Source organism: Tardiphaga sp. vice304, assembly GCF_007018905.1.
Taxonomy (GTDB): domain Bacteria; phylum Pseudomonadota; class Alphaproteobacteria; order Rhizobiales; family Xanthobacteraceae; genus Tardiphaga.
Genome location: NZ_CP041402.1, coordinates 4,571,856 through 4,594,234, shown reverse-complemented (window position 1 = coordinate 4,594,234; position 22,379 = coordinate 4,571,856). Strand labels below are relative to the sequence as shown.

Sequence of the window (22,379 nt, the reverse complement as noted above, 5' to 3'; positions counted from 1 at the left end):
ATCGGGCCGCGCTATTGCACCAGAACGTGCTTGTCGATCTCGGCGATCGAATTGACGCCGCACAGGCCCATGGTGACGCTGAGTTCGTTGCGCAGGATATCCAGCGCCTTGCTGACGCCGGGGCCGCCGTAGGCACCGAGGCCGTAGACATAGGCGCGGCCGATCATGCACGATTTTGCACCCAGTGCGAGCGCGCGCATGATATCCTGCCCGGAGCGGATGCCGCTGTCGAATAGCACTTCGATATCCGATCCTACCGCGTCGACGATCCCCGGCAGCACTGAAATCGACGATGGCGCGCCGTCGAGCTGACGGCCGCCATGGTTCGATACCACCATGGCCTGGGCGCCGACCTTCACGGCCTCGCGCGCATCCACCACGTCGTGGATGCCCTTGATCACGATCTTGCCGGGCCAGATGCTGCGGATCCAGTCGAGATCCTTCCAGTTCAATGAGGCGTCGAATTGCGTCGCCGTCCATTGCGACACGGATTCCAGATTGTCGGCGTCCTTCACGAAGCCGGCGATATTGCCGAAATTGCGCCGTTTGGCGCGCAGCGTCCGCATCACCCAGGACGGCTTGCTGGCGAAGTCGATCATGTTCTTCAGGCTGTAGATCTTCGGCGGCACCGACAGGCCGTTCTTGATGTCCTGGTGGCGCTGACCGATCACCTGCAGGTCGACCGTCAGCACCAGCGCGCTGCATTTCGCAGCGATGGCGCGCTGGATCAGTTCCTTGATGAAGCCGCGGTCCTTCATCACGTAGAGCTGGAACCAGAACGGCTTGTCGACGCTCTCGGCCACGTCCTCGATCGAATTGATCGACATCGTGGACAGCGTGTAGGGGATGCCGGCGGCTTGCGCGGCGCGGCAGGCGTGGATCTCGCCGTCGCCATATTGCATGCCGGTGGAGCCGACCGGCGCGCAGATTAAGGGCAGGCTGGCCTTCTCGCCGAGGATGGTGGTGGAGAGGTCGCGCTTGGAAATATCGACCAGGATGCGCTGGCGGAATTTCAACTTCTGCAAATCGTCGCGGTTGGCGCGCAGCGTGTCCTCGGAGTAGGAGCCCCGATCGACATAATCGAAGAACGCCTTCGGGACGTTGCGCTTGTGCACCTCGCGCAAGTCGTCGATCGTGGTGATGTGCTTCATGGCGTTCCGCCCTTCTTGCATTTGCGTGTTTCGTAGTGATCTAGCATGGTTGCGGCAGCCGCCAAATGATCCTTGCAGACGGCTGCTCCGCGTCACCGAAGGACGAGTGCGATGCCAGGCTCCGACAACAAGACCGCCACGGCGGAAGAGATCGAGAAACGGCAGCTCGACGACGCCCTCGAGGAGGGTCTGAAGGAGAGCTTTCCCGGCTCCGACCCGGTCAGCATCGTCCAGCCGGCGCCCTCGAAAGAGGACCTGCACATCAAGCGCAAGGACTGAATGGTCCCGGCCGGTTCCCCCCAAAACTAGCGCGGCGTGAAAGTTATCTAGGAATATCAATTGCTTGCTGGAATTAACGGTGGTGGTTGCCCGGTAATGATTCATCATATTTTTTGAAGCCATTTTAGGCTGCGGGGCTCTATAAGACCGTCACATGCCAAGTGGGCTGGTGTCGCAGGCGAGTTGCCGGGGTGGGTTCAACCCCAGGCTGACGACGCCACGGCAACAATGGGGGTCGATATGAGCCGCAAATATTTCGGTACCGACGGCATCCGTGGCCGCGCCAATGGCGTGATCACGCCGGAGCTGGCGCTGAAGGTCGGGCAGGCCGCGGGTCTGGTTTTCCAGCGCGGCGAGCATCGCCACCGCGTCGTGATCGGCAAGGACACAAGGCTGTCCGGCTACATGATCGAGAACGCGATGGTCGCGGGCTTCACTTCGGTCGGCATGGATGTTTTGCTGGTCGGCCCGATGCCGACGCCGGCCGTCGCGATGCTGACCAAGTCGATGCGCGCCGATCTCGGCGTGATGATCTCCGCCTCGCATAATTTGTTCGAGGACAACGGCATCAAGCTGTTCGGCCCGCTCGGCTTCAAGCTGTCCGACGAGGTCGAAAAGCAGATCGAGGAATTGCTCGACGAGGATCTCGGCAAGAAGCTGGCGCAGAGCGCCAGCCTCGGCCGCGCCCGTCGCATCGACGGCGTGCATGACCGCTATATCGAATTCGCCAAGCGCACGCTGCCGCGCGACCTGTCGCTCGACGGGCTGCGTGTCGTCGTCGATTGCGCCCATGGCGCCGCCTACAAGGTGGTGCCCGAGGCGCTGTGGGAACTCGGTGCCGACGTGATCTCGATCGGCGTCGAGCCGGACGGCTTCAACATCAACAAGGAATGCGGCTCGACCTCGCCGGAAGCGCTGTCGCGCAAGGTGCGCGAGATGCGTGCCGACATCGGCATAGCGCTGGACGGCGACGCCGACCGCGTCATCATCGTCGATGAGCGCGGCCATGTCGTCGACGGCGACCAGTTGCTGGCGGTGATCGCGCAGAGCTGGAAGGAGGACGGCCGCCTCGCCAAGCCGGGCATCGTCTCCACCGTGATGTCCAATCTCGGCCTCGAGCGCTTTCTCAATGCGCAGGGCATCGAGCTGATCCGCACTGCGGTCGGCGATCGCTATGTGCTCGAGCAGATGATGAAGCACGGCTACAATGTCGGCGGCGAACCTTCCGGCCACATCATCATGTCGGACTATGCGACCACCGGCGACGGCTTCGTCGCGGCGTTGCAGGTGCTGGCGGTGGTGAAGAAGCACGACCGCCCGGTGTCCGAAGTATGCCATCTGTTCGACCCGCTGCCGCAGATCCTGAAGAACGTGCGCTACCGCAGCGGCAAGCCGCTCGACAATGACGACGTGAAGTCGACGATCGCCGCGGCTGAACAGCGCCTCAACGGCCACGGCCGACTCTTGATCCGCCCCTCCGGCACTGAACCGGTGATCCGCGTGATGGGCGAGGGCGATGACCGCGTCATGGTCGAGGAGGTGGTCGACACCATCGTCTCGGCGCTCGGGCACGCCGCGGCTGCGGCATAGGCGAAGCTCTCTCTACATGTCGTCCCCGCGAACGCGGGGACCCATAGCCTCTGGCGCTGCGAATGAATCGCCGTGGCCTTCGCGCGCCTGCTCGAAAGCGGCGTGTAGGGGTCCCCGCGTTCGCGGGGACGACACACTGACACTGCGTGCTCGAACACTGATATCAACACTTTGTTAGTAAATGTGGCACGCGCATCGCTCGATCGCGCCCGGCAATGCCGTTCCACATGAATTGTCAACCTTAATTGTTAGGGTTAAGTGCCGCTTAAGAAATTGCTGGCATCCTCTTGCCATGAGTTTTGAGTGTGGGGCCATCGAGTGCTCCTTTGTAAGAGGACGAACCCAATGAATAGGAACAAGTCGATCCTGGCCCTCGGCGCGGCAGCTCTGATGTCCAGCGTGAGTTTCGTCGGCTCTGCCGTCGCCGCCGACATGGCGATGCGCGGGCCGCAGACCTACTACGCCCCGCCGCCGCCGCCGGTCGAAGAATTCGGCGGCTGGTATCTGCGCGGCGATATCGGCATGAGCAACCAGAAGGTCAAACGCCTCGAGACCCCGGCGGGCGTCGGGTACAACGCGCCGAACACCGTTCTGGATTCGCAGTCGCTGGCTTTCGATAGTGCCGGCATCTACCAGATCGGCGTCGGCTACCAGTTCAATTCCTGGTTCCGCGGCGACGTCACCGGCCAGTATCGCGGCAGTGCGAATTTCCACGGCAACGACCGCTTCTCCTTCACGGGTGCTGCCAATGCCGGCATCGTGCAGTCGGAGCAGTACGGCGGCCGCAAGAGCGAATGGGTCGTGATGGCCAACGGCTATGTCGATCTCGGCACCTGGTGGTGCGTGACCCCGTTCATCGGCGCCGGCGTCGGCATGGCGCGGGTCGAGGTGGCTAACTTCACCGACCAGAACCTGCAGTTCCGTCCGGGCGTCGGCACCTTCGCCGGGCAGGCCTCCGCGGACTCGGCGTCGAAGTGGAATTTCGCCTGGGCGCTGCACACCGGCCTGGCGTACAAGGCCACGCCGAACATGACCGTCGAACTCGGCTACAGCTATATGAACCTCGGCAATGGCGTCACCGGGTCGCTGACGCCCTATACCGGCGTCGTTCCCGGCCAGTACGCAGTCACCTTCAAGGACATCACCTCGCATGACGTGAAGCTCGGCGTCCGCTGGAACCTCGACAGCCCGGCCGTTTACGCGCCGCCGCCGCCGCCGTTGATCCGCAAGGGCTGATCTCTCGGATCACTTCGATACTTCATGAACGGCGCAGGAATTTTCCCGCGCCGTTTTGTTTGTGTAGTTGGTGTTCGGCAACCATTGATTAACGTTAACAAGGGATGATCGCGTCAGTCCAAAAAATCGAGGATGTTGGTAATGCGTCATTTTCTGATCGCCATTGTGATGTTCGGCAGCGTGGTGCAGGGCGCCGCGGCAGCCGACATGCCGGACTTTCCGGTTCTTCGTGGCGGGTTTTCTGACGTGCCGACCAGGACGATCAACTGGCAGGGCGGCTATATCGGCGGTCAGGTGGCCTATGGATCGGTAGATACCAAATTCGGCGGCTCCAACTCCGACCTGACGTCCAGCATTCTGGCCAATACCCTTGTCGGAAGCGAAATGGGCATTTCGCAATGGCCGCTCGGCTTCCGCAATCAGTCCGGTCATTCGGAAGCCTATGGCGGCTTCGCGGGCTACAATTCGCAATGGGAAGACGTCGTCATCGGCCTCGAGATGAATTATGTCCATGGCAAGTTTGGTGGCGTGTCCAGCGGTGACATGTCGCGCTACTCGTTGCTGTCGGACAACAACTATCACTCGGTCACCTCGCAGGCATCGAGTTCGATCGCGATCAGCGATATCGGCACCTTCCGGGCCCGCGCCGGCTATGCCATCGGCGGTTTCCTGCCCTATGCCTTCGGCGGTCTGGCGCTCGGCCAGGCGGATATCGTGCGGACGGCTTTTGTATCGGACTTCGTTACGCCGGGGCCGGGGTCGACGACGCCCGCCAATCTGCTCGGGCGCCAGCTCGGTCGTGGTATCGAGGACGGCAAATACAGCCATCTGATCTACGGCTACACCGCCGGCCTCGGCTTCGACATGGCGATTGTCGGCGGCCTGTTCCTGCGCGGCGAGTGGGAATACATCCGCTTCACCTCGAAGGTGGAAACCAGCATCAACACCGTGCGCGCCGGCGTCGGCTACAAGTTCTGAGGCCGGTTGACAGCGTCGGCAATCGCTGTTGCTCTCTGATGGCGGAGGGCCCACGAATGTTGAAAATTTACGGCGATCTGAATTCCGGCAATTGCCTGAAGGTGAAGTGGGTGTGCGATGCGCTCGCGCAGCCCTATGAGTGGATCGCCATCGACACGATGAAGGGCGAGAGCCGGACGCCGGAATTTCTCGCGCTGAATGGCGCGGGGCAGGTGCCCGTCGTGGTTCTGGACGACGGCCGCGCGCTGGCGCAATCTAACGCTATCGTCCGCTATCTGGCCCGCGACAGCGCGTTCATTCCGGCCGACGCCTATCAGCAGGCCAAGATGGATGAATGGCTGTTCTGGGAGCAATACAGCCACGAGCCCTATATCGCGACCTGCCGCTTCCAGATGGTCTATCTCGGCCGTCCCGTGTCGGATCTCGACCCCGACAAGGTGAAACGCGGCTATTTCGCGCTGGCGCGGATGGAGCAGCAACTGGCGCATCAGCGATATTTCGTCGGCGACAGGGTGACGCTCGCCGACATCGCCCTGCTGGCCTATACGCGCGTCGCCCATCAGGGCGGCTTCCATCTCGACGGCTACGCCGCGATCCGACGCTGGATTGCGGATGCGGAGCAGGCGCTAGGCGTGGTGTGAACGCCGCACCGATCACCGAGGCGTGTCCAGATCTGTCTTGACGGTTACCGTCGGTTCCCATATCCACGCCGGCGGGCCACCTCCCCCCAACGGGAGGCTTGCTATCTGGAAGGATAGATCATGACCGCTACCAGACCGACCGCGCGCCCCCATGTGCCGCATTTCTCCTCCGGCCCCTGCGCCAAGCGCCCCGGATGGACCCCCGAAAAACTCAGTGACGCCACGCTCGGCCGCTCGCATCGCGCGAAAGTCGGCAAGGCCAAGCTCAAGCTCGCCATCGATCTGACCCGCGAAGTGCTGGAAGTGCCGGCCGACTATCGGATCGGTATCGTGCCGGCGTCCGACACCGGCGCCGTCGAAATGGCGCTGTGGTCGCTGCTCGGCGCGCGCCCTGTCACCACGATCGCCTGGGAGTCGTTTGGCGAAGGCTGGGTGTCGGATATCGTCAAGGAGCTCAAGCTCAAGGACGTCACGAAGCTGAAAGCGGCCTATGGCGAGATCCCCGATCTCTCCACCGTCGATCCGAAGTCCGACGTGGTCTTCACCTGGAACGGCACCACCTCCGGCGTCCGCGTGCCGAACGCTGACTGGATCGCGGCCGACCGCGAAGGCCTGACGATCTGCGACGCGACGTCGGCGGCGTTCGCACAGAAGCTCGATTGGGCCAAGCTCGATGTCGTGACCTTCTCCTGGCAGAAGGCGCTGGGCGGCGAGGCCGCGCACGGCATGCTGGTGCTGTCGCCGCGCGCCGTCGAACGGCTCGAGAGCTACACGCCGGCCTGGCCGCTGCCGAAAATCTTCCGCATGACCAAGGGCGGCAAGATCATGGAAGGCATCTTCCAGGGCGAGACCATCAACACGCCGTCGATGTTGTGCGTCGAGGACTATCTCGATGCGCTGGGCTGGGCCAAGTCGGTCGGCGGACTGAATGCGCTGGTCGCGCGTGCCGACGCCAACACCAAGGTTCTGGCGGACTGGAAGGCGCGCACGCCGTGGGTGGATTTCCTCGCTGTGGATGCCGCGATCCGCTCCAACACCTCGGTGTGCATGAAGGTGATCGATCCTGCGATCACCGCGTTGTCGGCCGATGCCCAGGCCGACTTCGCCAAGAAGCTGGTCGCCATGGTGGAGAAGGAAGCCGCCGGTTACGACTTCGCGCATTACCGCGACGCTCCCCCCGGCCTGCGCATCTGGTGCGGCGCCACGGTGGAAGCCAGCGACGTCGAAATCCTGACGCAGTGGATCGACTGGGCCTTCGCCGAGATGAAGGCGAGCCTCGCCAAAGCGGCGTAAGCGCGCGTTTTCTTACTTCCCTCTCCCCTTGTGGGAGAGGGTGGCCGCGCGAAGCGCGGACGGGTGAGGGGGTGCCACGAACTCCGAGCCTAGCATTACCCCTCATCCGACGCGGCCTATCGGCCGCGCCACCTTGCCTCACAAGGGGAGAAGGAAGTGGGCACCGCGCTCGTTTCACTGACATCCCACTAATTGCAGGATCATCCCATGCCCGCCCCCAAAGTACTCATTTCCGACGCTCTTTCTCCCGCTGCCGTCCAGATCTTTCGGGATCGCGGTATCGAGGTCGACTTCCAGCCCAACCTCGGCAAGGACAAGGACAAGCTCGCCGAAATCATCGGCAACTATGACGGCCTCGCCATCCGCTCGGCCACCAAGGCCACCGAAAAGATCCTCGCCCGCGCGACGCGCCTGAAAGTGATCGGCCGCGCCGGCATCGGCGTCGACAATGTCGAGATTCCCGCCGCCACCGCGCGCGGCATCATCGTGATGAACACGCCGTTCGGTAATTCCATCACCACCGCCGAACACGCCATCACCCTGATGATGGCGCTGGCGCGCGAGATCCCGCAGGCGGATGCCTCCACACAGGCCGGCAAGTGGGAGAAGAACCGCTTCATGGGCGTCGAGATCACCAACAAGACGCTCGGCGTGATCGGTTGCGGCAATATCGGCGCGATCGTCGCCGACCGCGCGCTCGGCCTGAAAATGAAGGTGATCGCGTTCGATCCGTTCCTGTCGCCGGAGCGCGCCAAGGATATCGGCGTCGAGAAGGTCGAGCTTGATGAGTTGCTGAAGCGCGCCGATTTCATCACGCTGCATACTCCGCTCACCGACAAGACCAGAAACATCATCGATGCCGCGGCGATCGCGAAGATGAAGCCCGGCGTACGCATCATCAATTGCGCGCGCGGCGGCCTGGTCGATGAGGCCGCTTTGGCGGCGGCGCTGGGATCCAAGCATGTCGCGGGCGCGGCCTTCGACGTGTTCGTCGAGGAGCCCGCCACCACCAACGTGCTGTTCGGCCACCCCAACGTGATCTGCACGCCGCATCTTGGGGCGGCGACCACCGAGGCACAGGAGAACGTGGCGCTCCAGGTCGCCGAGCAGATGTCGGACTATCTGTTGACCGGCGCGATTTCCAATGCGGTCAATTTCCCCTCGATCACCGCGGAAGAGGCGCCGAAGCTGAAGCCATTCGTGGCACTTGCCGAAAAGCTGGGATCCTTTGCCGGCCAGCTCACCGAGAGCGGCATCATCAAGGTCACCATCACCTATGAGGGCGCGGTCGGCGAGATGAAGATCAGGGCGCTGACCTCGGCGGCGCTCACCGGCCTGCTGCGGCCGATGCTCGGCGACGTCAATTTCGTCAGCGCGCCGATCGTTGCCAAGGACCGCGGCATGGTGGTGGATGAAGTCGTCCGCGCCGCCCAGAGCGACTATGAAAGCCTGATCACGGTGACGGTCACGACCGAGACCCAGGAGCGCTCGGTGTCCGGCACGGTCTATGCCGACGGTCAGCCGCGCCTCGTCGACATCAAGGGCATCCGGGTCGATGCCGAATTCGGCAAGTCGATGATCTACGTCACCAACGAGGACAAGCCCGGCTTCATCGGCAAGTTCGCGTCGTTGCTCGGCGACGCCAAGCTCAATATCGCCACCTTCCATCTCGGTCGCAACAGCAAGGGCGGCGACGCGATTGCGCTGGTCGAGGTCGATGGTGCGGTACCGAACGAAGTGCTGGCGAAGGTGCAGAAGCTGCCGCAGGTCAAGCAGGCCAAGGCGCTGACGTTCTGAGAAAGCCAGAGGGAGCGCTCGCCGTTGTGCGGGCCAACGTCACGCCTCGTCCCCCGTCAAATCCCCGTCCGCAAGGCGGGGATTTTTCATGGTGGTCTCAGCCGGTTGGCCACGGGACAGCCCAGGAGTCGTGAAACGCGCGTTGGCCGGGCGACTTGCACGCAGATCTACGGGAGCCGGTCATCAGACAAGCTTAAGGTGTTCAGACAAGCTTAAGGTGTTCAGACAAGCTTAAGGTGTAAAGGATAGTTTCGGCAATTGAAATCCGGCAGCCGCCGGCTCGGCGCCGGAGAAATATCGTGAGATTGAACAATCTTCGCATTACGTCCAAGCTCGTCATTCTGGTCGCCGTCACCATGATCGGTTTGTGCGCCGCCGGTATTCTGGCGGCCTACCTGGTCAAGAGCGAGATGCTCGCGGCGCGCACCGAGCAGTTGAAGTCGATCGTCGAACTCGGCACCAACGTCGCGGCCAACGTGCAGAAGGACGTCGCGGCCGGCAAGATCAGCAAGGAAGCTGCCACCGCCGAACTGGTCCGCCGCATCGAGCCGATGACCTACGACAATGGCAACTACCTGTTTATCTACACGATGGACGGCGTCGTCGTGCATCTGCCAGGCTTCAAGGCGGGATCCGACCGGCTGAACACCTTGGTCAATGGCGTGCCCGTGACCCGCGAATTTCGTGACGGCGTCGCCGCCAAGGGCTGGGCGCTTTTGACCTATGAGTTCGCCAAGCCCAATGCTCAGGTGCTGTCGCGCAAGATGGGCTATGCGGCAGCGCTTCCCGGCTGGAACATGTTCATCGCCACCGGCGCCTATCTCGACGACCTCGACGAGCACCTCAAGCCGATCATCTGGGCGCTTGGCCTCGCGATGGTGGGCATCGCCGCCGTCGCCGGCCTGATCGCCTGGCTGATCGGCCGCAGCATCACCGGGCCGCTCCGCCAGCTCGGCACGCGGATGGGGACGCTGGCCAATGGCGCGATCGACGATGCAATTCCCTGTGTCGAGCGCGGTGACGAGGTCGGCGCCATGGCCAAGACCGTTCAGGTGTTCAAGGACAACGCGCTGCGGATTCGCGGGCTGGATCAGGATGCGGTCGCAGCGCAGGGCCGCGCCGCAGCCGATCGTCACGCCGCGATGGAGAGCATCGCCGACGAGTTCGAGCGCAGCGTCAACGGCATCGTCCGTTCGGTCTCGACCGCGGCGTCCGGTATGCAGGTCACCGCTCGATCGATGACGGCAACCGCGTCTGATGCCAGTGCACGCGCCGCCACGGTGGGCTCTGCGTCGCAACGATCCTCGGACGATGTGGGGACGGTCGCGTCGGCGGCGGAGGAATTGTCGGCGTCGGTCAACGAGGTGCTGCGCCAGGTCGCGCAATCGACCGAAGTGGCCAGCCGCGCGGTGAGCGATGCCGAGCGCACCAATGCCACCGTGCAGTTGCTGTCGCGCGGCGCCGAGAAGATCGGCGAGGTGGTGCAACTGATCCATAACATCGCATCGCAGACCAACCTGCTGGCGCTCAACGCCACCATCGAGGCGGCGCGCGCCGGCGAATCCGGCCGTGGCTTCGCCGTCGTGGCCAGCGAGGTGAAGGCGCTGGCGAGCCAGACCGCCAAGGCGACTGAAGAAATCTCCGCCCAGGTCTCGGCCATGCAGGCCTCGACCAGCGAGGCGGTGGCGTCGATCACCGGCATCACCGGCACGATCGGGGAGATGAGCGAGATCACCAGCCGCATTTCCGGCGCCGTCGAGGAACAGGGCAAGGCGACGCGCGAGATTGCGCAGAGCATCCAGTCGGTCGCAGCCGGCGCCAGCGAGATCAGCCACAATATCGGTGGCGTCACCGCCTCTGCCGAGGCCACCGGTGCGGCGGCGTCGCAGGTGCTGTCCAGCGCCCGCGAATTGGACAGTCAGTCCGGCATGCTGCGTGCAGCGGTCAGCGACTTCCTCAGCAAGGTCCGGGCGGCGTGAGGTTACTTTCCTCGTCGCTGCAGCCTGGACATGGACGATCATGTGCCGTCCTTGTTGCAGATCGAGCTGTTCGCCATGCCGGCGCCGGTTGCTGATCTCCAGATCCGACCGCCGCTGTACGGAAATGCCGCTTTTGCGCGAAGGCATTTTCTGCGACAACGACATGTTGCATTTTTCCGTAGTTCCACGGATTCGGTTGCTAATCACTGGCTAGCATATGAACGCTACTGTCGAACCAAGTCCGCCGCCGCGACCGTTCGGGAGATATCCAGTGAAATTGAACAACCTGCGCATCACCTCCAAGCTGGTCATCCTGCTAGCGGTAACGCTGGTGGGGCTGTGTGCAGCCGGCCTGCTCGCCGCCAATCTGGTGCAGAAGGAAATGCTGTCGGCGCGGATCGACCAGACCAAGGCCATTGTCGAGTCGGCTCGCAACATGGCGATCGGGCTGCAAAAGCAGGTCGATGCCGGCCAGTTCACCAAGGAAGCCGCGATCGCCGAGTTCAGCCGCCGCGCCCAGACCATGACCTACGACAATGGCGCCGGCTACGTGTTCGCCTACACCATGGACGGCGTCACGTTCTCGTCGCCGGATCCCAAGACCATCGGACAAAACCGGCTGGACGTGCAGACCAACAACAGGGCGCTGGTCCGCGAGATGCGCGACGGCGTTGCCGCCAAGGGCGATGTCACGCTGCGCTACGAAATCAAGAAGCCGGGCTCGGAAGATCTGATCCGGAAGATATCCTATGCGGTGGCGATCCCCGGCTGGAACATGTTCGTCGGCACCGGCGCCTATCTCGACGATATCAATGCCAAGCTGGCGCCGATCTTGTGGGCGCTCGGCCTGGCAATCGTCGCCATCGGCGCGATTGCCGGCCTGATCGCCTGGCTGATCGGGCGCAGCATCACCGGTCCGCTCGGGCAACTCGGCGCGCGCATGGAGACGCTGGCCAACGGCGCGCTCGATGACAGCATTCCCGGCGTGGCGCGCGGCGACGAGGTCGGCGCTATGGCCAAGACCGTGCAGGTCTTTAAGGACAACGCGCTCCGCATCCGCGGCCTCGAGCAGGTCGAAGCCGACGCCCAGACTCGCGTCGCCGCCGAGCGCCGCGCGGCGATGCAAAGCATCGCCGACGAGTTCGAGCGCAGCGTCAATGGTATCGTCCGTTCGGTCGCCACCGCGGCGACGGATATGCAGACCACGGCGCAGTCGATGACCGCGACGGCGTCTGACGCCAGTTCACGCGCCGCCACCGTGGGCGCCGCCTCGCAGCGCTCCTCCGACGATGTCGGCACGGTGGCCTCCGCCGCCGAGGAGTTGTCGGCGTCGGTCAACGAGGTGTTGCGTCAGGTGGCGCAGTCGACCCACGTCGCCAGCCGCGCCGTGAGCGATGCCGAGCGCACCAATGCCACCGTGCAATTGCTGTCGCGCGGCGCCGAGAAGATCGGCGAGGTGGTGCAACTGATCCATAACATCGCTTCGCAGACCAACCTGCTGGCGCTCAACGCCACCATCGAGGCGGCGCGCGCCGGCGAATCCGGCCGTGGCTTCGCCGTCGTGGCCAGCGAGGTGAAGGCGCTGGCGAGCCAGACCGCCAAGGCGACCGAAGAAATCTCGGCGCAGGTGTCGGCCATGCAGGCCTCGACCAGCGAGGCGGTGGCGTCGATCACCGGCATCACCGGCACCATCGGGGAGATGAGCGAGATCACCAGCCGCATCTCCGGTGCGGTCGAGGAGCAGGGCAAGGCGACCCGCGAGATCGCGCAGAGCATCCAGTCGGTCGCCGCCGGCGCCCACGAGATCAGCAACAATATCAGCGGCGTCACCGCCTCTGCCGAGGCCACCGGTGCGGCGGCGTCGCACGTGCTGTCCAATGCACGAGACCTCGACGGCCAGTCCGGCATGCTGCGTGCAGCGGTCAGCGACTTCCTCAGCAAGGTCCGCGCAGCGTAGCCCTTGCTTTCCCTCCCCCACGAGGGGGGAGGGAACGATCAACGCGGGCTCCTCCGCCCGATCGCTTCTTTCGCTTACTTCGCCTTCAGGAAATCAGCGACTTCCAGCAGCACGAATTCGTTGTCGTCGGCCTTGTTGGGATCGCGGCTCGACGAGAACGGCAGGTTGTTGTCGTTGCCGACGATGATGTGCGTTGCATCGACGAGATCGACGTTCTCGATGGTGAAGAACGGGAAGGTCAGCACGCCGTCGTTCAGCGGCTTGCGGGCCACCTTGTCGGGGTCCTGGATCTTCATCAGGTCGATGAAGCCGATCTTGCGCACCGGCTTGCCGACATTGGCGTCGTTCATCTCGATCTTGAACACACGCTTGAACTTCGCCAGATCCGGGAAGCAGTCGGTGCCGCGCTTGCCCTCGGCGCAGGCCTTGTCCTTGGTCCCTTCGCCATTGTCGCGCTCGATGATCAGGCCGTTGTCGGCGCTGATCATGTTAAAATCGCCGATCGCATGGCCATTGTTCTCGAACACATACTGCCAGTAACGCCCGGTGAACTTCTCCGCCTTGACGTCGAACTCGAGAATTCGCGCGGCTTCCTTGCCGTCGACCTTCTCCCAATCCTTCTTCTCGGCATCCCAGATCGGGCCTTCCAGCAGGCCGTACAGGAAGCGGCCGTCCTTCGACGCCGCAAAGCCTTCATAGCCCTTGGAGCGGCGCAGGTTGACGTTGGTGAAGGTGGCGCCCGGCGCGCCAGGCGACTGCACCTGCCAATGGTCCGGCGAACGCACCGGCTTGCCGTCGGCGACGGTGTCGAACACGGCAAGAACCTTACCGGTCATGTCGGCCTTGATGATATAGGGGCCGAATTCCTCGCCGAGCCAGAAGTTGCCGTCGACGATCTGGAAGCCTTCGGTGTCGACGTCGGCGCCGGTGAGATAGCGCTTCGCGGTGTCCTCGTGGACGATGCGGAACGGCACCTTCTTGTCGGGGTCGTGCAGGAACACGGTGGCCTGGCGTTCGACCTTGCCGTTCTTCCAGTCGATCTTGTGGTGATTGAGATAGATCATGTAGTCGGCGGAGGTGTAACGCGAGCCGGCGCCGTTGTCGGTCAGCACCCAGAACGAACCGTCTGGCATCACCTTGATGCCGGAATGGCCCTGCAGCGGCTGGCCCTTCATCGGCAATGCGACGCCGGTTTCGCGCTCATAGGACTTGCCCATCACGGTGCCCAGCGCATCGACGCGCTTGCCGGTGGTGTATTTGCCCGAGGTCTTCAGGTCGTTCGGCGCATCCGCCGGGGCCTCGATGGTCGACAGCGCCGGCAGCACGGCGTGGCCGGCGAGCTTGGCGGGAAACTCGCCCTCGCTTTGCGCAAAGGCCGCGGACGACAGCAGCACGATCGACGCGACGGAACAGAGCAGTGAATGGCGCATGGTGGTTCTCCCAGAGCTATTGACGTGGCGAGTTCTGGGGGGTGGTCGTTACGGCCTGCTGACGGTTTGACGACGGGAGCGTGACAGTCGGGGAGAGCGGTGGGACATGACGCCGCGCTGCGGGTTAGTGCGCGCGCGTGTCTCTCGACATCTTTTCCACGTCGTCCCGGCTTGCGCTCCCACGCTGGCTCGCCGGGACGATACAGATTGGATTTTACTGCTTCTCGATCTTCGCGTTGGTGATCAGTCTCTCCCACAGCACCAGTTGCTCCTTCACGAACGTATCGAGCTCCTCCGGCGTCCCTGAAAACGCGTCCATGCCGAGCTCCGCCAGCCGGGCCTTCATCTCCGGCTTCTCGACGATCTTGCGGATCTCGCTGTTCAGCCTCGTCACGATCTCCTTCGGCAGGCCGGCGGGGCCGAAATAGGCCTGCCAGGAGGTGATGTTGAAATCCGGTACGCCGGCTTCCTGCATGGTGGGCAGCTCCGGCACCAGCGGCGAGCGCTTGGTCGTGGTGACGGCGAGTGCGCGCAGCGCCTTGCCGGTGACGTGCGGCAGGCCGCTCGGCACGTCGGTGAACATCATGTCGATGCGGCCGCCGATCACGTCGTTCATCGCCGGTGGCGAGCTCTTGTAGGGCACATGCAGCATCTCGATGCCGGCGTTGCGCGCAAAAGTGGCGCCCGACACGATCGCCGACGAACTGCCGGACGCATAGGTCAGCTTGCCCGGATTGTCACGGCCGTAGGCCACCAACTCGGCGACCGTCTGGGCCTTCACGTCGTTGTTGACCACCAGCATGAAGGGCAGGTCGCCGGTGCGCGCAATCGCCGTGAAATCCTTCACCGGATCGTACGTCATGGTCTTGAGCAGGAAGGGGTTCGCCGAATGCGATGTGTTGGTGGTGACGAACAAGGTGTAACCATCCGGCGCCGCACGCGCGACATAGGTCGCCGCGATCGAGCCGTTGGCGCCGGGCTTGTTCTCGATCACGATCGGCACACCGAGCGCTATGCCGAGCTGCTGGGAGATGATCCGCGTGGTCACATCGGTGCCGGAGCCGGCGGCAAACGGCAATACCAGCGTGACGGTGCGGTTCGGGTAGGTTGAAGTCTGTGCGGATGCGGCGCTGGTGAGGCTTGCTGTAACAACAGCGGCAGCCAACCATCGAATTCCGTGACGCAAAATCATTCTGTCGCTCTCCCTGCGCGCCGGCCTTGGTGGCCGGCTGTTGTTGCGGGCAGGCTAAACGAGGTTGGCGCGATCAGGAAGCCCTCCCGGCTGTCGTCCCGCGAAAGCCTGTGCTCAATCCAGCGCGCTCTCGATGGTGCAGACGACGCCGGTCGGCAGGAAGTCGACGGTCGCGCTGCCGCCGAGCTGGTCGCGGGCGCCGCGTTCGATCAGACGCGATCCGAAACCCCTGCGTGTCGGGGCGTGCACATGTGGGCCGCCGGTCTCGACCCAGGTCAGGTGCAGCCCGTCGTGGTCCGGCTCGGTCAGATGCCACGCGATGCTGATGCAGCCCGTGTCGTTTGCCAGCGCGCCGTATTTCGCGGCATTGGTGGCGATCTCGTGCAGGATCATCGACATCATCACCGCGCGCGGCGGCGCCAGCGGCACCTTCGGGCCATGAATGTGCACGCGGCTCGAGCCGATCACCGCATAGGGCTGCAGCACGCGGTGCACGACGTCGTGGATGCCGGCGCCGGTCCACTTCTCCTGGCTGAGCAGGTCATGCGCGCGGGCCAGCGCGCCGAGCCGGCCGTCGAAGGCGTCGCGTTCGGCCTTGCTGGCGCTGCGGAAGGTCTGGCTGGCGATCGCCTGCAGCACCGCGAGCGTATTCTTGACGCGGTGGTTGAGTTCTTCCACCAGCAGCACGTGCAGCGCCTCGCCGCGCGCGATCGCGCTGGCCATGCGAAGCGCAAAGCCGATCCCGATCAATAGCAACAGCACGCCGATCGCGATGGTGATGGCGAGATCGCGCCACAGCGGAGAGGCCAGCGAGGCCTGCGCGATCCCGACGCCGATGATCCATCCCGAGACCTGCGAGTGCGCGACTGCGGTGATCAGCGGAACGCCCTCCAGCGACACCGTTTCTAGCGAGGCTTCCGGTGCCTTGAACATCTCGGCGAACAGGGTCGGCGATGCCCGCTTGCCGACGGTCTGCTGCGGGTTCGGCACCCGCGCGAAGTTGATGCCCTCGGCATCGAACATCGACATCGTCCAGTCCGCATTGGGGCGCTGTTTTTCCAGCATGTCCTGGAACATGGCGATCGGCGGCGTGAACGAAATCACATAGACGACCTGCCCGCCGATGCTGACCGGCACTTCCACCGTCAGGATCGGCTTGTTCAGCACCGAGCCGATGAACAGTTTCGAGTAGGCCGGGCGGCCGGTATCGAACACCTTGCGGGTGATCTCGACGTTGTTGCGCCGGGGCAGCAGAGAGGCGTCGGTTGCCAGCGAGGAAAACAACTGGCGGCCGTCGCGGTCGGAGACCAGCAATACGCCGCCCGGCGAATACTGGTCGAGGAAACCCGAGGCGATGCCGTGGAACCGGTCGAAGTCGCCGGCGCGCAGCGAATTGGTCAGTGCCAGCAACTGCAGGCTGCCGGTCATGCGCAGTACTTCGCCATCGAGCACGGTGCGCAGGCTGCGCACCGTCGCCAGTACCCGCGCGGACGCCTCGACGCGATCCTTCTGATAGCCGCGGGTGATGATGACGCTGGCAAAGATGATCAGTGGCAGCATGGTGCCGGCAACAAGCAACGCCAGCCGCATCGGCAATGAGATTTTCCGCATGCGGGCCCCGAAGGTGTTTGGCGAATACGTCAGCGAACCAGTCCCGCAATCATAGGGTCGATCGCGCCGCGCCGCTATGGTTTTCGAGAGACCGGGCCTGCCGCCGCTACGCCACGAAAACCCTCGCCAGCACCCGCGCGTAGCCGGCGAGGTGCATGCAGGCCATCGTCACTGGCGGGACACACGCCGTTCATGCAGCCGGTGTTGCAGATCGTGCTGGCGGTGGGCATCCTCATCGGCGGCTAGCGCGGGCCTATCGCGCGCTGCAGCCGCGCGCGGATTGATACCAGGACACCCGCCGTTGAAAACACGATTGGCCGCGTCGGACGGATGACTTCGCGGGGATAGGTCGCGTGGCGTACCGAGAAAAACTTAATGTTGCATGATCGAGATACCACTTGCGCCCGTCGCGCAAACCTTTCGTTAAGGCAGAATTATGCTCCACGCCATAGCTTGACGGCACAATTCAAAGGAACGTGTCATGCAAATCGGTCGTCTGTTTTCGCTCTCAATGCTCTCGGTGACGGGGCTGGCGGTTCTTCTGGGCGCCGAGATTCTCGTTCCACAGTATCGAACCATGGCGAGCAAGAGTGAGGCCATCAAGGCCGTTGAGGCGTATGGTGCGGTCCTTGTGGTCGGACAAAACGTCGCCGGGCAGCGTGCACCCTATGTCGGGCCTCTTTTCCAGGACGCTGCCGCTACGCCCGCCCAACTGGAGGGGATCCAGAAGGCCGTCAAGTCCTCCGATGATGCATTCGCGAAAGCGCGGACGGCGCTCGCTGCGTTGAGCGACGGCGCATCGGTGATCGAGGTGCTGAACCAGGCCGCGGCAAGTCTGTCGGATACGCGCGCTGCAGTCGACCGCGTCATGCCCGTTGCGATGACGGCGCGTGACCCCGCGATCGTCAAGGGGTTCCTGCCCGGCGTCGGCAAGGTGGTCTCGATGATCGAGCCGCTCCTGAACCGCCTCGAAAATAAGGTCGTGGTTGCGGACGCGTCGCTCACGTCGCTGCTGACGCTTGCCCGCACGGGACAGGATATGCGCGTCGCGGCGGGCTCCCGCGCCGCGACATTTACACTTCCGCTCGGCACCCGTCGTGCGCTGACCGCGGCCGAACTATCCTTGATGGATCGCGGCCAGGGCCGCATCGAGGCGGGTCGCGAACGCCTCGAGGCCCTGGTCGATCAGCTCGGCAAGCCGGAGCGGTTGGTCGTCCCGCTCAACGCGGCGATCCAGAAGTACTTTGTCGAGGTTGCGCCGATGATCGACAAGGAGATTCCCGCGGGCCGCACCGATGGCAACTACGTCATGACATCGACTGAACTGGCCAACGTCATCGTGCCGGCAATTCAAGGCTTCCTCGGCTTGCGCGACGTCGCGATTGCCGATGCGCTGGATCGTGCGCGTGCCGGCCGTGATGAAGCCATGCTGATGCTTGCTTTGACCGGTGCGGCGGTGCTGGCCCTGCTCGGCGTCGTCGCCGGCGTGACCTTCATGCTACGTCGTCGCGTGATCGCGCCGCTGGCCACGATAACGGAGGCGGTCAGCGAACTTGCCGCCGGTCGGCATGACGTGACGATCCCGGCGATCAATCGCACCGACGAGATCGGCACGATGGCCAAATCGCTTCAGGTGTTCAAGGAAGCCCTCATCTCCAAACAGGCCGCCGACGAGGCTGCCGCGGTGGAAGCCGACGCCAAGATCCAGCGCGGCCAGCGCATCGATACGATGACGCGTGATTTCGAGGCGATGATCGGCGAGATCGTCGAGACCGTCGCATCGGCGTCCACCGAACTGGAGGCTTCCGCGGGAACGCTGACATCGACCGCCGAGCGTTCCGAGCAGATGACCACGCTGGTGGCGGCGGCGTCGGAAGAAGCCTCGACCAATGTGCAGTCGGTGGCCTCCGCTACCGAGGAGATGGCCTCGTCCGTGAACGAGATCAGCCGCCAGGTCCAGGACTCCGCGCGGATCGCGAGCGAGGCGGTGGTGCAGGCGCAGTCGACCAATGATCGCGTCGGCGAATTGGCCAAGGCGGCTTCGCGCATTGGCGATGTGGTCGAGCTGATCAATACCATTGCCGGGCAGACCAATCTGCTGGCGCTGAACGCGACCATCGAAGCCGCGCGTGCCGGCGAAGCCGGTCGCGGTTTTGCGGTGGTAGCGTCCGAGGTGAAGGCGCTGGCCGAGCAGACCGCCAAGGCGACCGGTGAGATCAGCCAGCATATCACCGGCATCCAGGCGGCGACGCAGGAATCGGTGAATGCCATCCGGGAGATCGGCAATACCATCGGGCGGATGTCAGAGATCGCCTCGACCATCGCCTCGGCGGTGGAAGAGCAGGGCGCGGCGACGCAGGAGATTTCCCGCAACGTCCAGCAGGCGGCGCAGGGGACCCAACAGGTTTCCACCAATATCACCGACGTGCAGCGCGGCGCCAGCGAGACCGGGCTGGCGTCCTCTCAGGTGCTCCATGCCGCCAAGTCGCTGTCCGGCGAGAGCGCGCGTCTCAAGGCCGAGGTCGCCCAGTTCCTGACCTCGGTACGCGCCGCATAAGCAGAACCGGGTTTGACTGCATCGCGTCCCGCACGCGATGCAGCGTGACCACGTGGCCGGCCAGGCGCGCATCGATCGTCATCGACAATGGCTGCGGAAATGCGATGGCGCAGGTCTGGTCGTGTCTATCGTCGCGACGCCACGAAGACGCCGGCCAGCACCAGCCGGTCATCGAGGCGGCGATGCCGAGCCCTTGCGCCCATGTCAGCCGCACGCCGAACAGGATCTGCGTCCACAGCGCCACGCAGAGCGGCCCGGCCGACTGGATCAGCAGCGCGTTCTGCGCCTGCGTGTATTTCAACCCCCAATAGGCCAGCACGGTATTGGCGGCAAAGCCGGTGAAGGCCAGCGCCAGCATCAACGGCCCGTGGGCCCGGAGCACCGGCCAGTCGCGCCTGAGATGCGGCCAGGCCAACGGCAGCAGCAGCAGGAAGGCGCCGACCCAGCGCACGCAGGCCATCGTCACCGGCGGGACATGGCCGGAGACATAGCGGCCCAGCACGAGATTGCCGGCCCAGAACAGCGAGGTCAGGCTGAGCAGCAGATAGGGCTGGTTGGAAATCCAGACGATGCCGGCGAATCGGGAGGAGGATTCGGGGGGCATCGCGTTCCATCGTTCAAGGATGGCAACGTGCTGCGCGGGGCGGCATTTTGCCTGATGTCGGCGCCACGCCGCCGCTCTTGATATGTCGAGTCGGCGAAACCGTTCTGGTGTCAGATAATTAGAGTCAAGTAAAAAAATCTTTTAGATTGTACCGTTGGCGACCTACAGCGTTAACGTGTTTCACATCGTCCGGGCCTACGATCAATCCAACGCCAATTCATTTGGCCAATCAATTTAAATGAGCACCGACGCCGCTTGTTGCGCGCGGCCGATCCGTAAGAGGTTCGGCCGATGCGCCGTCCTGTCAGGAGATTGCCCATGTCGTCGTCCGTCCTGCCGAAATCGCGTCGTGCGCTCGGTCTTGTCCCCCGCATCATGCTGATGTCGGTGTCAGGCATTCTGGTGCTCGGTATCTGCGTCACCGGAGTCGCCAAGGTGCTGCTGGAGCGCAGCGCGACCAAGGCGGCGGCCGACCGGGTCGAGACCAACATGCGCGTGGCGTGGGACGTGCTGCGCGCCCGCGGTACCAGCTTCAAGGTCGAGGATGGCAAATTGCTGGCGGATAGCAGCGTGCTGAACGGCGACGTCGCAGTGGTCGACAAGGTCAAGAGCCTGGTTGGCGGCACCGCGACCATCTTCCTCAAAGACACCCGCATCGCGACCAATGTGCAGAAGCCGGACGGCAGCCGCGCCACCGGCACGCCGCTGGCGCGCAGCCCGGCCTATGATGCCATCTTCGAGCGCAAGGCGCCGTTCCGCGGCGAGGTCACGATTCTCGGTGAGAACTACATGACGGCCTATGACCCGATCCTTTCCGCCTCCGGCGACGTGCTCGGCATCCTCTATGTCGGCATCAAGAAGGTCGAGTTCCTGCAAGCCGCCAACGAGACGTTCTGGACCATGATCTATGTGACCGTCGGCGTGATGCTGGCGGCGATCATCGCCAGCTACCTCGCTGCACGCAGCAGCATGGCGCGGCCGCTGAACGCCGCCATTACCACCATGAAGCGGCTCGCCGAGGGCGACCTCACCGTGGATACGCCAGTATATCGCCGCCACGACGAGATCGGTGAAATCATGTCGGCGCTGGCGGTCTTCAAGGCGAATGGCCTCGAGGTCGAACGCATGAAGACCGAACAGGGCATCGAGACGCAGCGTGCCGCGGAGGCACGCAAGAGCGAAATAATGAAGCTCGCCGACGGCTTCGAAGGCGCCGTCGGCCGGATCGCCGAAACGGTATCTTCTGCCTCGAAGGAACTGGAGAGCTCGGCCGCCACGCTGACGTCCGTCTCGGCACGTTCGCAGTCGCTGGCGGTCGCGGTCGCCGCCTCGGCGGAAGAAGCCTCCACCAATGTACAAACAGTTGCTTCGGCGACGGAAGAAATGGCGTCGTCGGTCAACGAGATCAGCCGCCGGGTACAGGACTCCGCGCGGATCGCCAATGATGCGGTCGGGCAGGCCAGCGACACCAACCGGCGGGTCGGCGAACTGGCTGCGGCGGCGAGCCGGATCGGCGACGTCGTCGAACTGATCAATACTATCGCCGGCCAGACCAACCTTCTGGCGCTCAACGCGACCATCGAGGCGGCACGCGCCGGCGACGCCGGCCGTGGCTTTGCGGTGGTTGCCGCCGAGGTGAAGCAACTCGCCGAGCAGACCGCGAAGGCCACCAGCGAGATCAGCCAGCAGGTCGATGGCATTCAGATGGCGACCAGGGATTCCGTCGCGGCGATCCGCGAGATCGGCAACACCATCGGCCAGATGTCGGAAATTGCATCCGCCATTGCCGCGGCGGTCGAAGAGCAGGGCGCCACCACGCACGAAATCTCGCGCAACGTGCAGCAGGCCGCGACGGGCACGTTGCAGGTCAGCGCCAATATTGCCGATGTGCAGCGGGGCGTCGATGAATCCGGCACGGCTGCTTCGCAGGTGCTGTCGGCCGCGCAGTCGCTGTCCGGCGAAAGCACTCGCTTGAGCCAAGAAGTCGGACGCTTCCTGAATTCGGTACGCGCCGCCTGAGCTGAAAACCAAAACGCGCCGCGGCAGCGAGCCGCGGCGCGTTGATCGAGGTCGAAATTCAGGAA

Annotated in this window: 16 protein-coding genes; 11 read left to right on the top strand and 5 right to left on the bottom strand. The window is 63.9% G+C overall.

Translation table 11 applies throughout. From position 1 onward, the window contains the following. Window positions 1-11: 11 nt before the first annotated feature. A complete protein-coding gene (locus FNL56_RS21865) occupies window positions 12-1,151 on the bottom strand; it encodes an alpha-hydroxy acid oxidase (RefSeq protein ID WP_143574965.1) in 1,140 nt (379 codons plus the stop codon). Window positions 1,152-1,262: 111 nt separating this feature from the next. Between FNL56_RS21865 and FNL56_RS27860 the strand changes: the two genes are divergently transcribed. The 9 genes from FNL56_RS27860 to FNL56_RS21825 all read left to right on the top strand — a co-directional run bounded on the left by FNL56_RS27860 (window position 1,263) and on the right by FNL56_RS21825 (window position 12,901). Continuing rightward, window positions 1,263-1,430, top strand: a complete 168-nt coding sequence (locus FNL56_RS27860; RefSeq protein WP_168203000.1) for a hypothetical protein — start codon at window positions 1,263-1,265, stop codon at window positions 1,428-1,430. 240 nt (window positions 1,431-1,670) lie between these two features. Then, window positions 1,671-3,020 carry a phosphoglucosamine mutase gene (glmM, locus tag FNL56_RS21860; protein ID WP_143574964.1) on the top strand — a complete coding sequence of 450 codons (1,350 nt, stop codon included), beginning with the start codon at window positions 1,671-1,673 and terminating at the stop codon, window positions 3,018-3,020. A 345-nt stretch (window positions 3,021-3,365) separates the two neighbouring features. Then, window positions 3,366-4,256 carry an outer membrane protein gene (locus FNL56_RS21855; RefSeq protein WP_143574963.1) on the top strand — a complete coding sequence of 297 codons (891 nt, stop codon included), beginning with the start codon at window positions 3,366-3,368 and terminating at the stop codon, window positions 4,254-4,256. A 141-nt stretch (window positions 4,257-4,397) separates the two neighbouring features. Beyond that, window positions 4,398-5,234 (top strand): outer membrane protein, encoded by an 837-nt coding sequence (locus tag FNL56_RS21850; protein WP_143574962.1) that lies wholly within the window; start codon window positions 4,398-4,400, stop codon window positions 5,232-5,234. Between the two features lie 59 nt (window positions 5,235-5,293). Then, entirely contained in the window at window positions 5,294-5,875 is a 582-nt protein-coding gene (locus tag FNL56_RS21845) for a glutathione S-transferase family protein (protein ID WP_143576311.1), read from the top strand. Between the two features lie 120 nt (window positions 5,876-5,995). Further along, complete coding sequence (locus tag FNL56_RS21840; RefSeq protein WP_143574961.1) at window positions 5,996-7,168, top strand: phosphoserine transaminase; 1,173 nt, start codon at window positions 5,996-5,998, stop codon at window positions 7,166-7,168. Window positions 7,169-7,375: 207 nt separating this feature from the next. Continuing rightward, window positions 7,376-8,965: a phosphoglycerate dehydrogenase gene (serA, locus tag FNL56_RS21835; RefSeq protein ID WP_143574960.1), complete on the top strand. Its 1,590-nt coding sequence runs from the start codon at window positions 7,376-7,378 to the stop codon at window positions 8,963-8,965. A gap of 299 nt (window positions 8,966-9,264) precedes the next feature. Beyond that, on the top strand, window positions 9,265-10,944 hold the full coding sequence (locus FNL56_RS21830; protein WP_143574959.1) for a methyl-accepting chemotaxis protein: 1,680 nt from the start codon (window positions 9,265-9,267) through the stop codon (window positions 10,942-10,944). Between the two features lie 271 nt (window positions 10,945-11,215). Next, window positions 11,216-12,901, top strand: coding sequence for a methyl-accepting chemotaxis protein (locus tag FNL56_RS21825; RefSeq protein WP_143574958.1), 1,686 nt, complete (start codon window positions 11,216-11,218; stop codon window positions 12,899-12,901). 74 nt (window positions 12,902-12,975) lie between these two features. Here FNL56_RS21825 and FNL56_RS21820 read toward each other — a convergent pair whose 3' ends face one another. The 3 genes from FNL56_RS21820 to FNL56_RS21810 form a co-directional block, all read right to left on the bottom strand. After that, window positions 12,976-14,331 (bottom strand): esterase-like activity of phytase family protein, encoded by a 1,356-nt coding sequence (locus tag FNL56_RS21820; protein ID WP_143574957.1) that lies wholly within the window; start codon window positions 14,329-14,331, stop codon window positions 12,976-12,978. 214 nt (window positions 14,332-14,545) lie between these two features. Next, window positions 14,546-15,520, bottom strand: coding sequence for a Bug family tripartite tricarboxylate transporter substrate binding protein (locus tag FNL56_RS21815; RefSeq protein ID WP_441351310.1), 975 nt, complete (start codon window positions 15,518-15,520; stop codon window positions 14,546-14,548). Between the two features lie 117 nt (window positions 15,521-15,637). Beyond that, window positions 15,638-17,134, bottom strand: a complete 1,497-nt coding sequence (locus FNL56_RS21810; RefSeq protein WP_143582381.1) for a sensor histidine kinase — start codon at window positions 17,132-17,134, stop codon at window positions 15,638-15,640. Between the two features lie 481 nt (window positions 17,135-17,615). On the opposite strand from FNL56_RS21810, the gene FNL56_RS21805 reads away from it, so the two are divergent. After that, window positions 17,616-19,691, top strand: a complete 2,076-nt coding sequence (locus FNL56_RS21805) for a methyl-accepting chemotaxis protein (protein ID WP_143574954.1) — start codon at window positions 17,616-17,618, stop codon at window positions 19,689-19,691. Here the strand turns inward: FNL56_RS21805 and FNL56_RS21800 are convergent. Continuing rightward, window positions 19,645-20,295, bottom strand: a complete 651-nt coding sequence (locus tag FNL56_RS21800) for a DMT family transporter (RefSeq protein ID WP_143574953.1) — start codon at window positions 20,293-20,295, stop codon at window positions 19,645-19,647. The two genes, FNL56_RS21805 and FNL56_RS21800, sit on opposite strands and share 47 nt — an antisense overlap. A gap of 318 nt (window positions 20,296-20,613) precedes the next feature. Here FNL56_RS21800 and FNL56_RS21795 point away from each other — a divergent pair, with 318 nt between their 5' ends. After that, on the top strand, window positions 20,614-22,314 hold the full coding sequence (locus FNL56_RS21795; RefSeq protein ID WP_143574952.1) for a methyl-accepting chemotaxis protein: 1,701 nt from the start codon (window positions 20,614-20,616) through the stop codon (window positions 22,312-22,314). Window positions 22,315-22,379: the final 65 nt, after the last annotated feature.

Bases quoted from the DNA above. Each gene is read 5' to 3' on its own strand.
- FNL56_RS21865 (WP_143574965.1), bottom strand. From the start codon at position 1,151: ATGAAGCACATCACCACGATCGACGACTTGCGCGAGGTGCACAAGCGC.
- FNL56_RS27860 (WP_168203000.1), top strand. From the start codon at position 1,263: ATGCCAGGCTCCGACAACAAGACCGCCACGGCGGAAGAGATCGAGAAA.
- glmM (WP_143574964.1), top strand. From the start codon at position 1,671: ATGAGCCGCAAATATTTCGGTACCGACGGCATCCGTGGCCGCGCCAAT.
- FNL56_RS21855 (WP_143574963.1), top strand. From the start codon at position 3,366: ATGAATAGGAACAAGTCGATCCTGGCCCTCGGCGCGGCAGCTCTGATG.
- FNL56_RS21850 (WP_143574962.1), top strand. From the start codon at position 4,398: ATGCGTCATTTTCTGATCGCCATTGTGATGTTCGGCAGCGTGGTGCAG.
- FNL56_RS21840 (WP_143574961.1), top strand. From the start codon at position 5,996: ATGACCGCTACCAGACCGACCGCGCGCCCCCATGTGCCGCATTTCTCC.
- serA (WP_143574960.1), top strand. From the start codon at position 7,376: ATGCCCGCCCCCAAAGTACTCATTTCCGACGCTCTTTCTCCCGCTGCC.
- FNL56_RS21820 (WP_143574957.1), bottom strand. From the start codon at position 14,331: ATGCGCCATTCACTGCTCTGTTCCGTCGCGTCGATCGTGCTGCTGTCG.
- FNL56_RS21810 (WP_143582381.1), bottom strand. From the start codon at position 17,134: ATGCGGAAAATCTCATTGCCGATGCGGCTGGCGTTGCTTGTTGCCGGC.
- FNL56_RS21805 (WP_143574954.1), top strand. From the start codon at position 17,616: ATGCAAATCGGTCGTCTGTTTTCGCTCTCAATGCTCTCGGTGACGGGG.
- FNL56_RS21800 (WP_143574953.1), bottom strand. From the start codon at position 20,295: ATGCCCCCCGAATCCTCCTCCCGATTCGCCGGCATCGTCTGGATTTCC.
- FNL56_RS21795 (WP_143574952.1), top strand. From the start codon at position 20,614: ATGTCGTCGTCCGTCCTGCCGAAATCGCGTCGTGCGCTCGGTCTTGTC.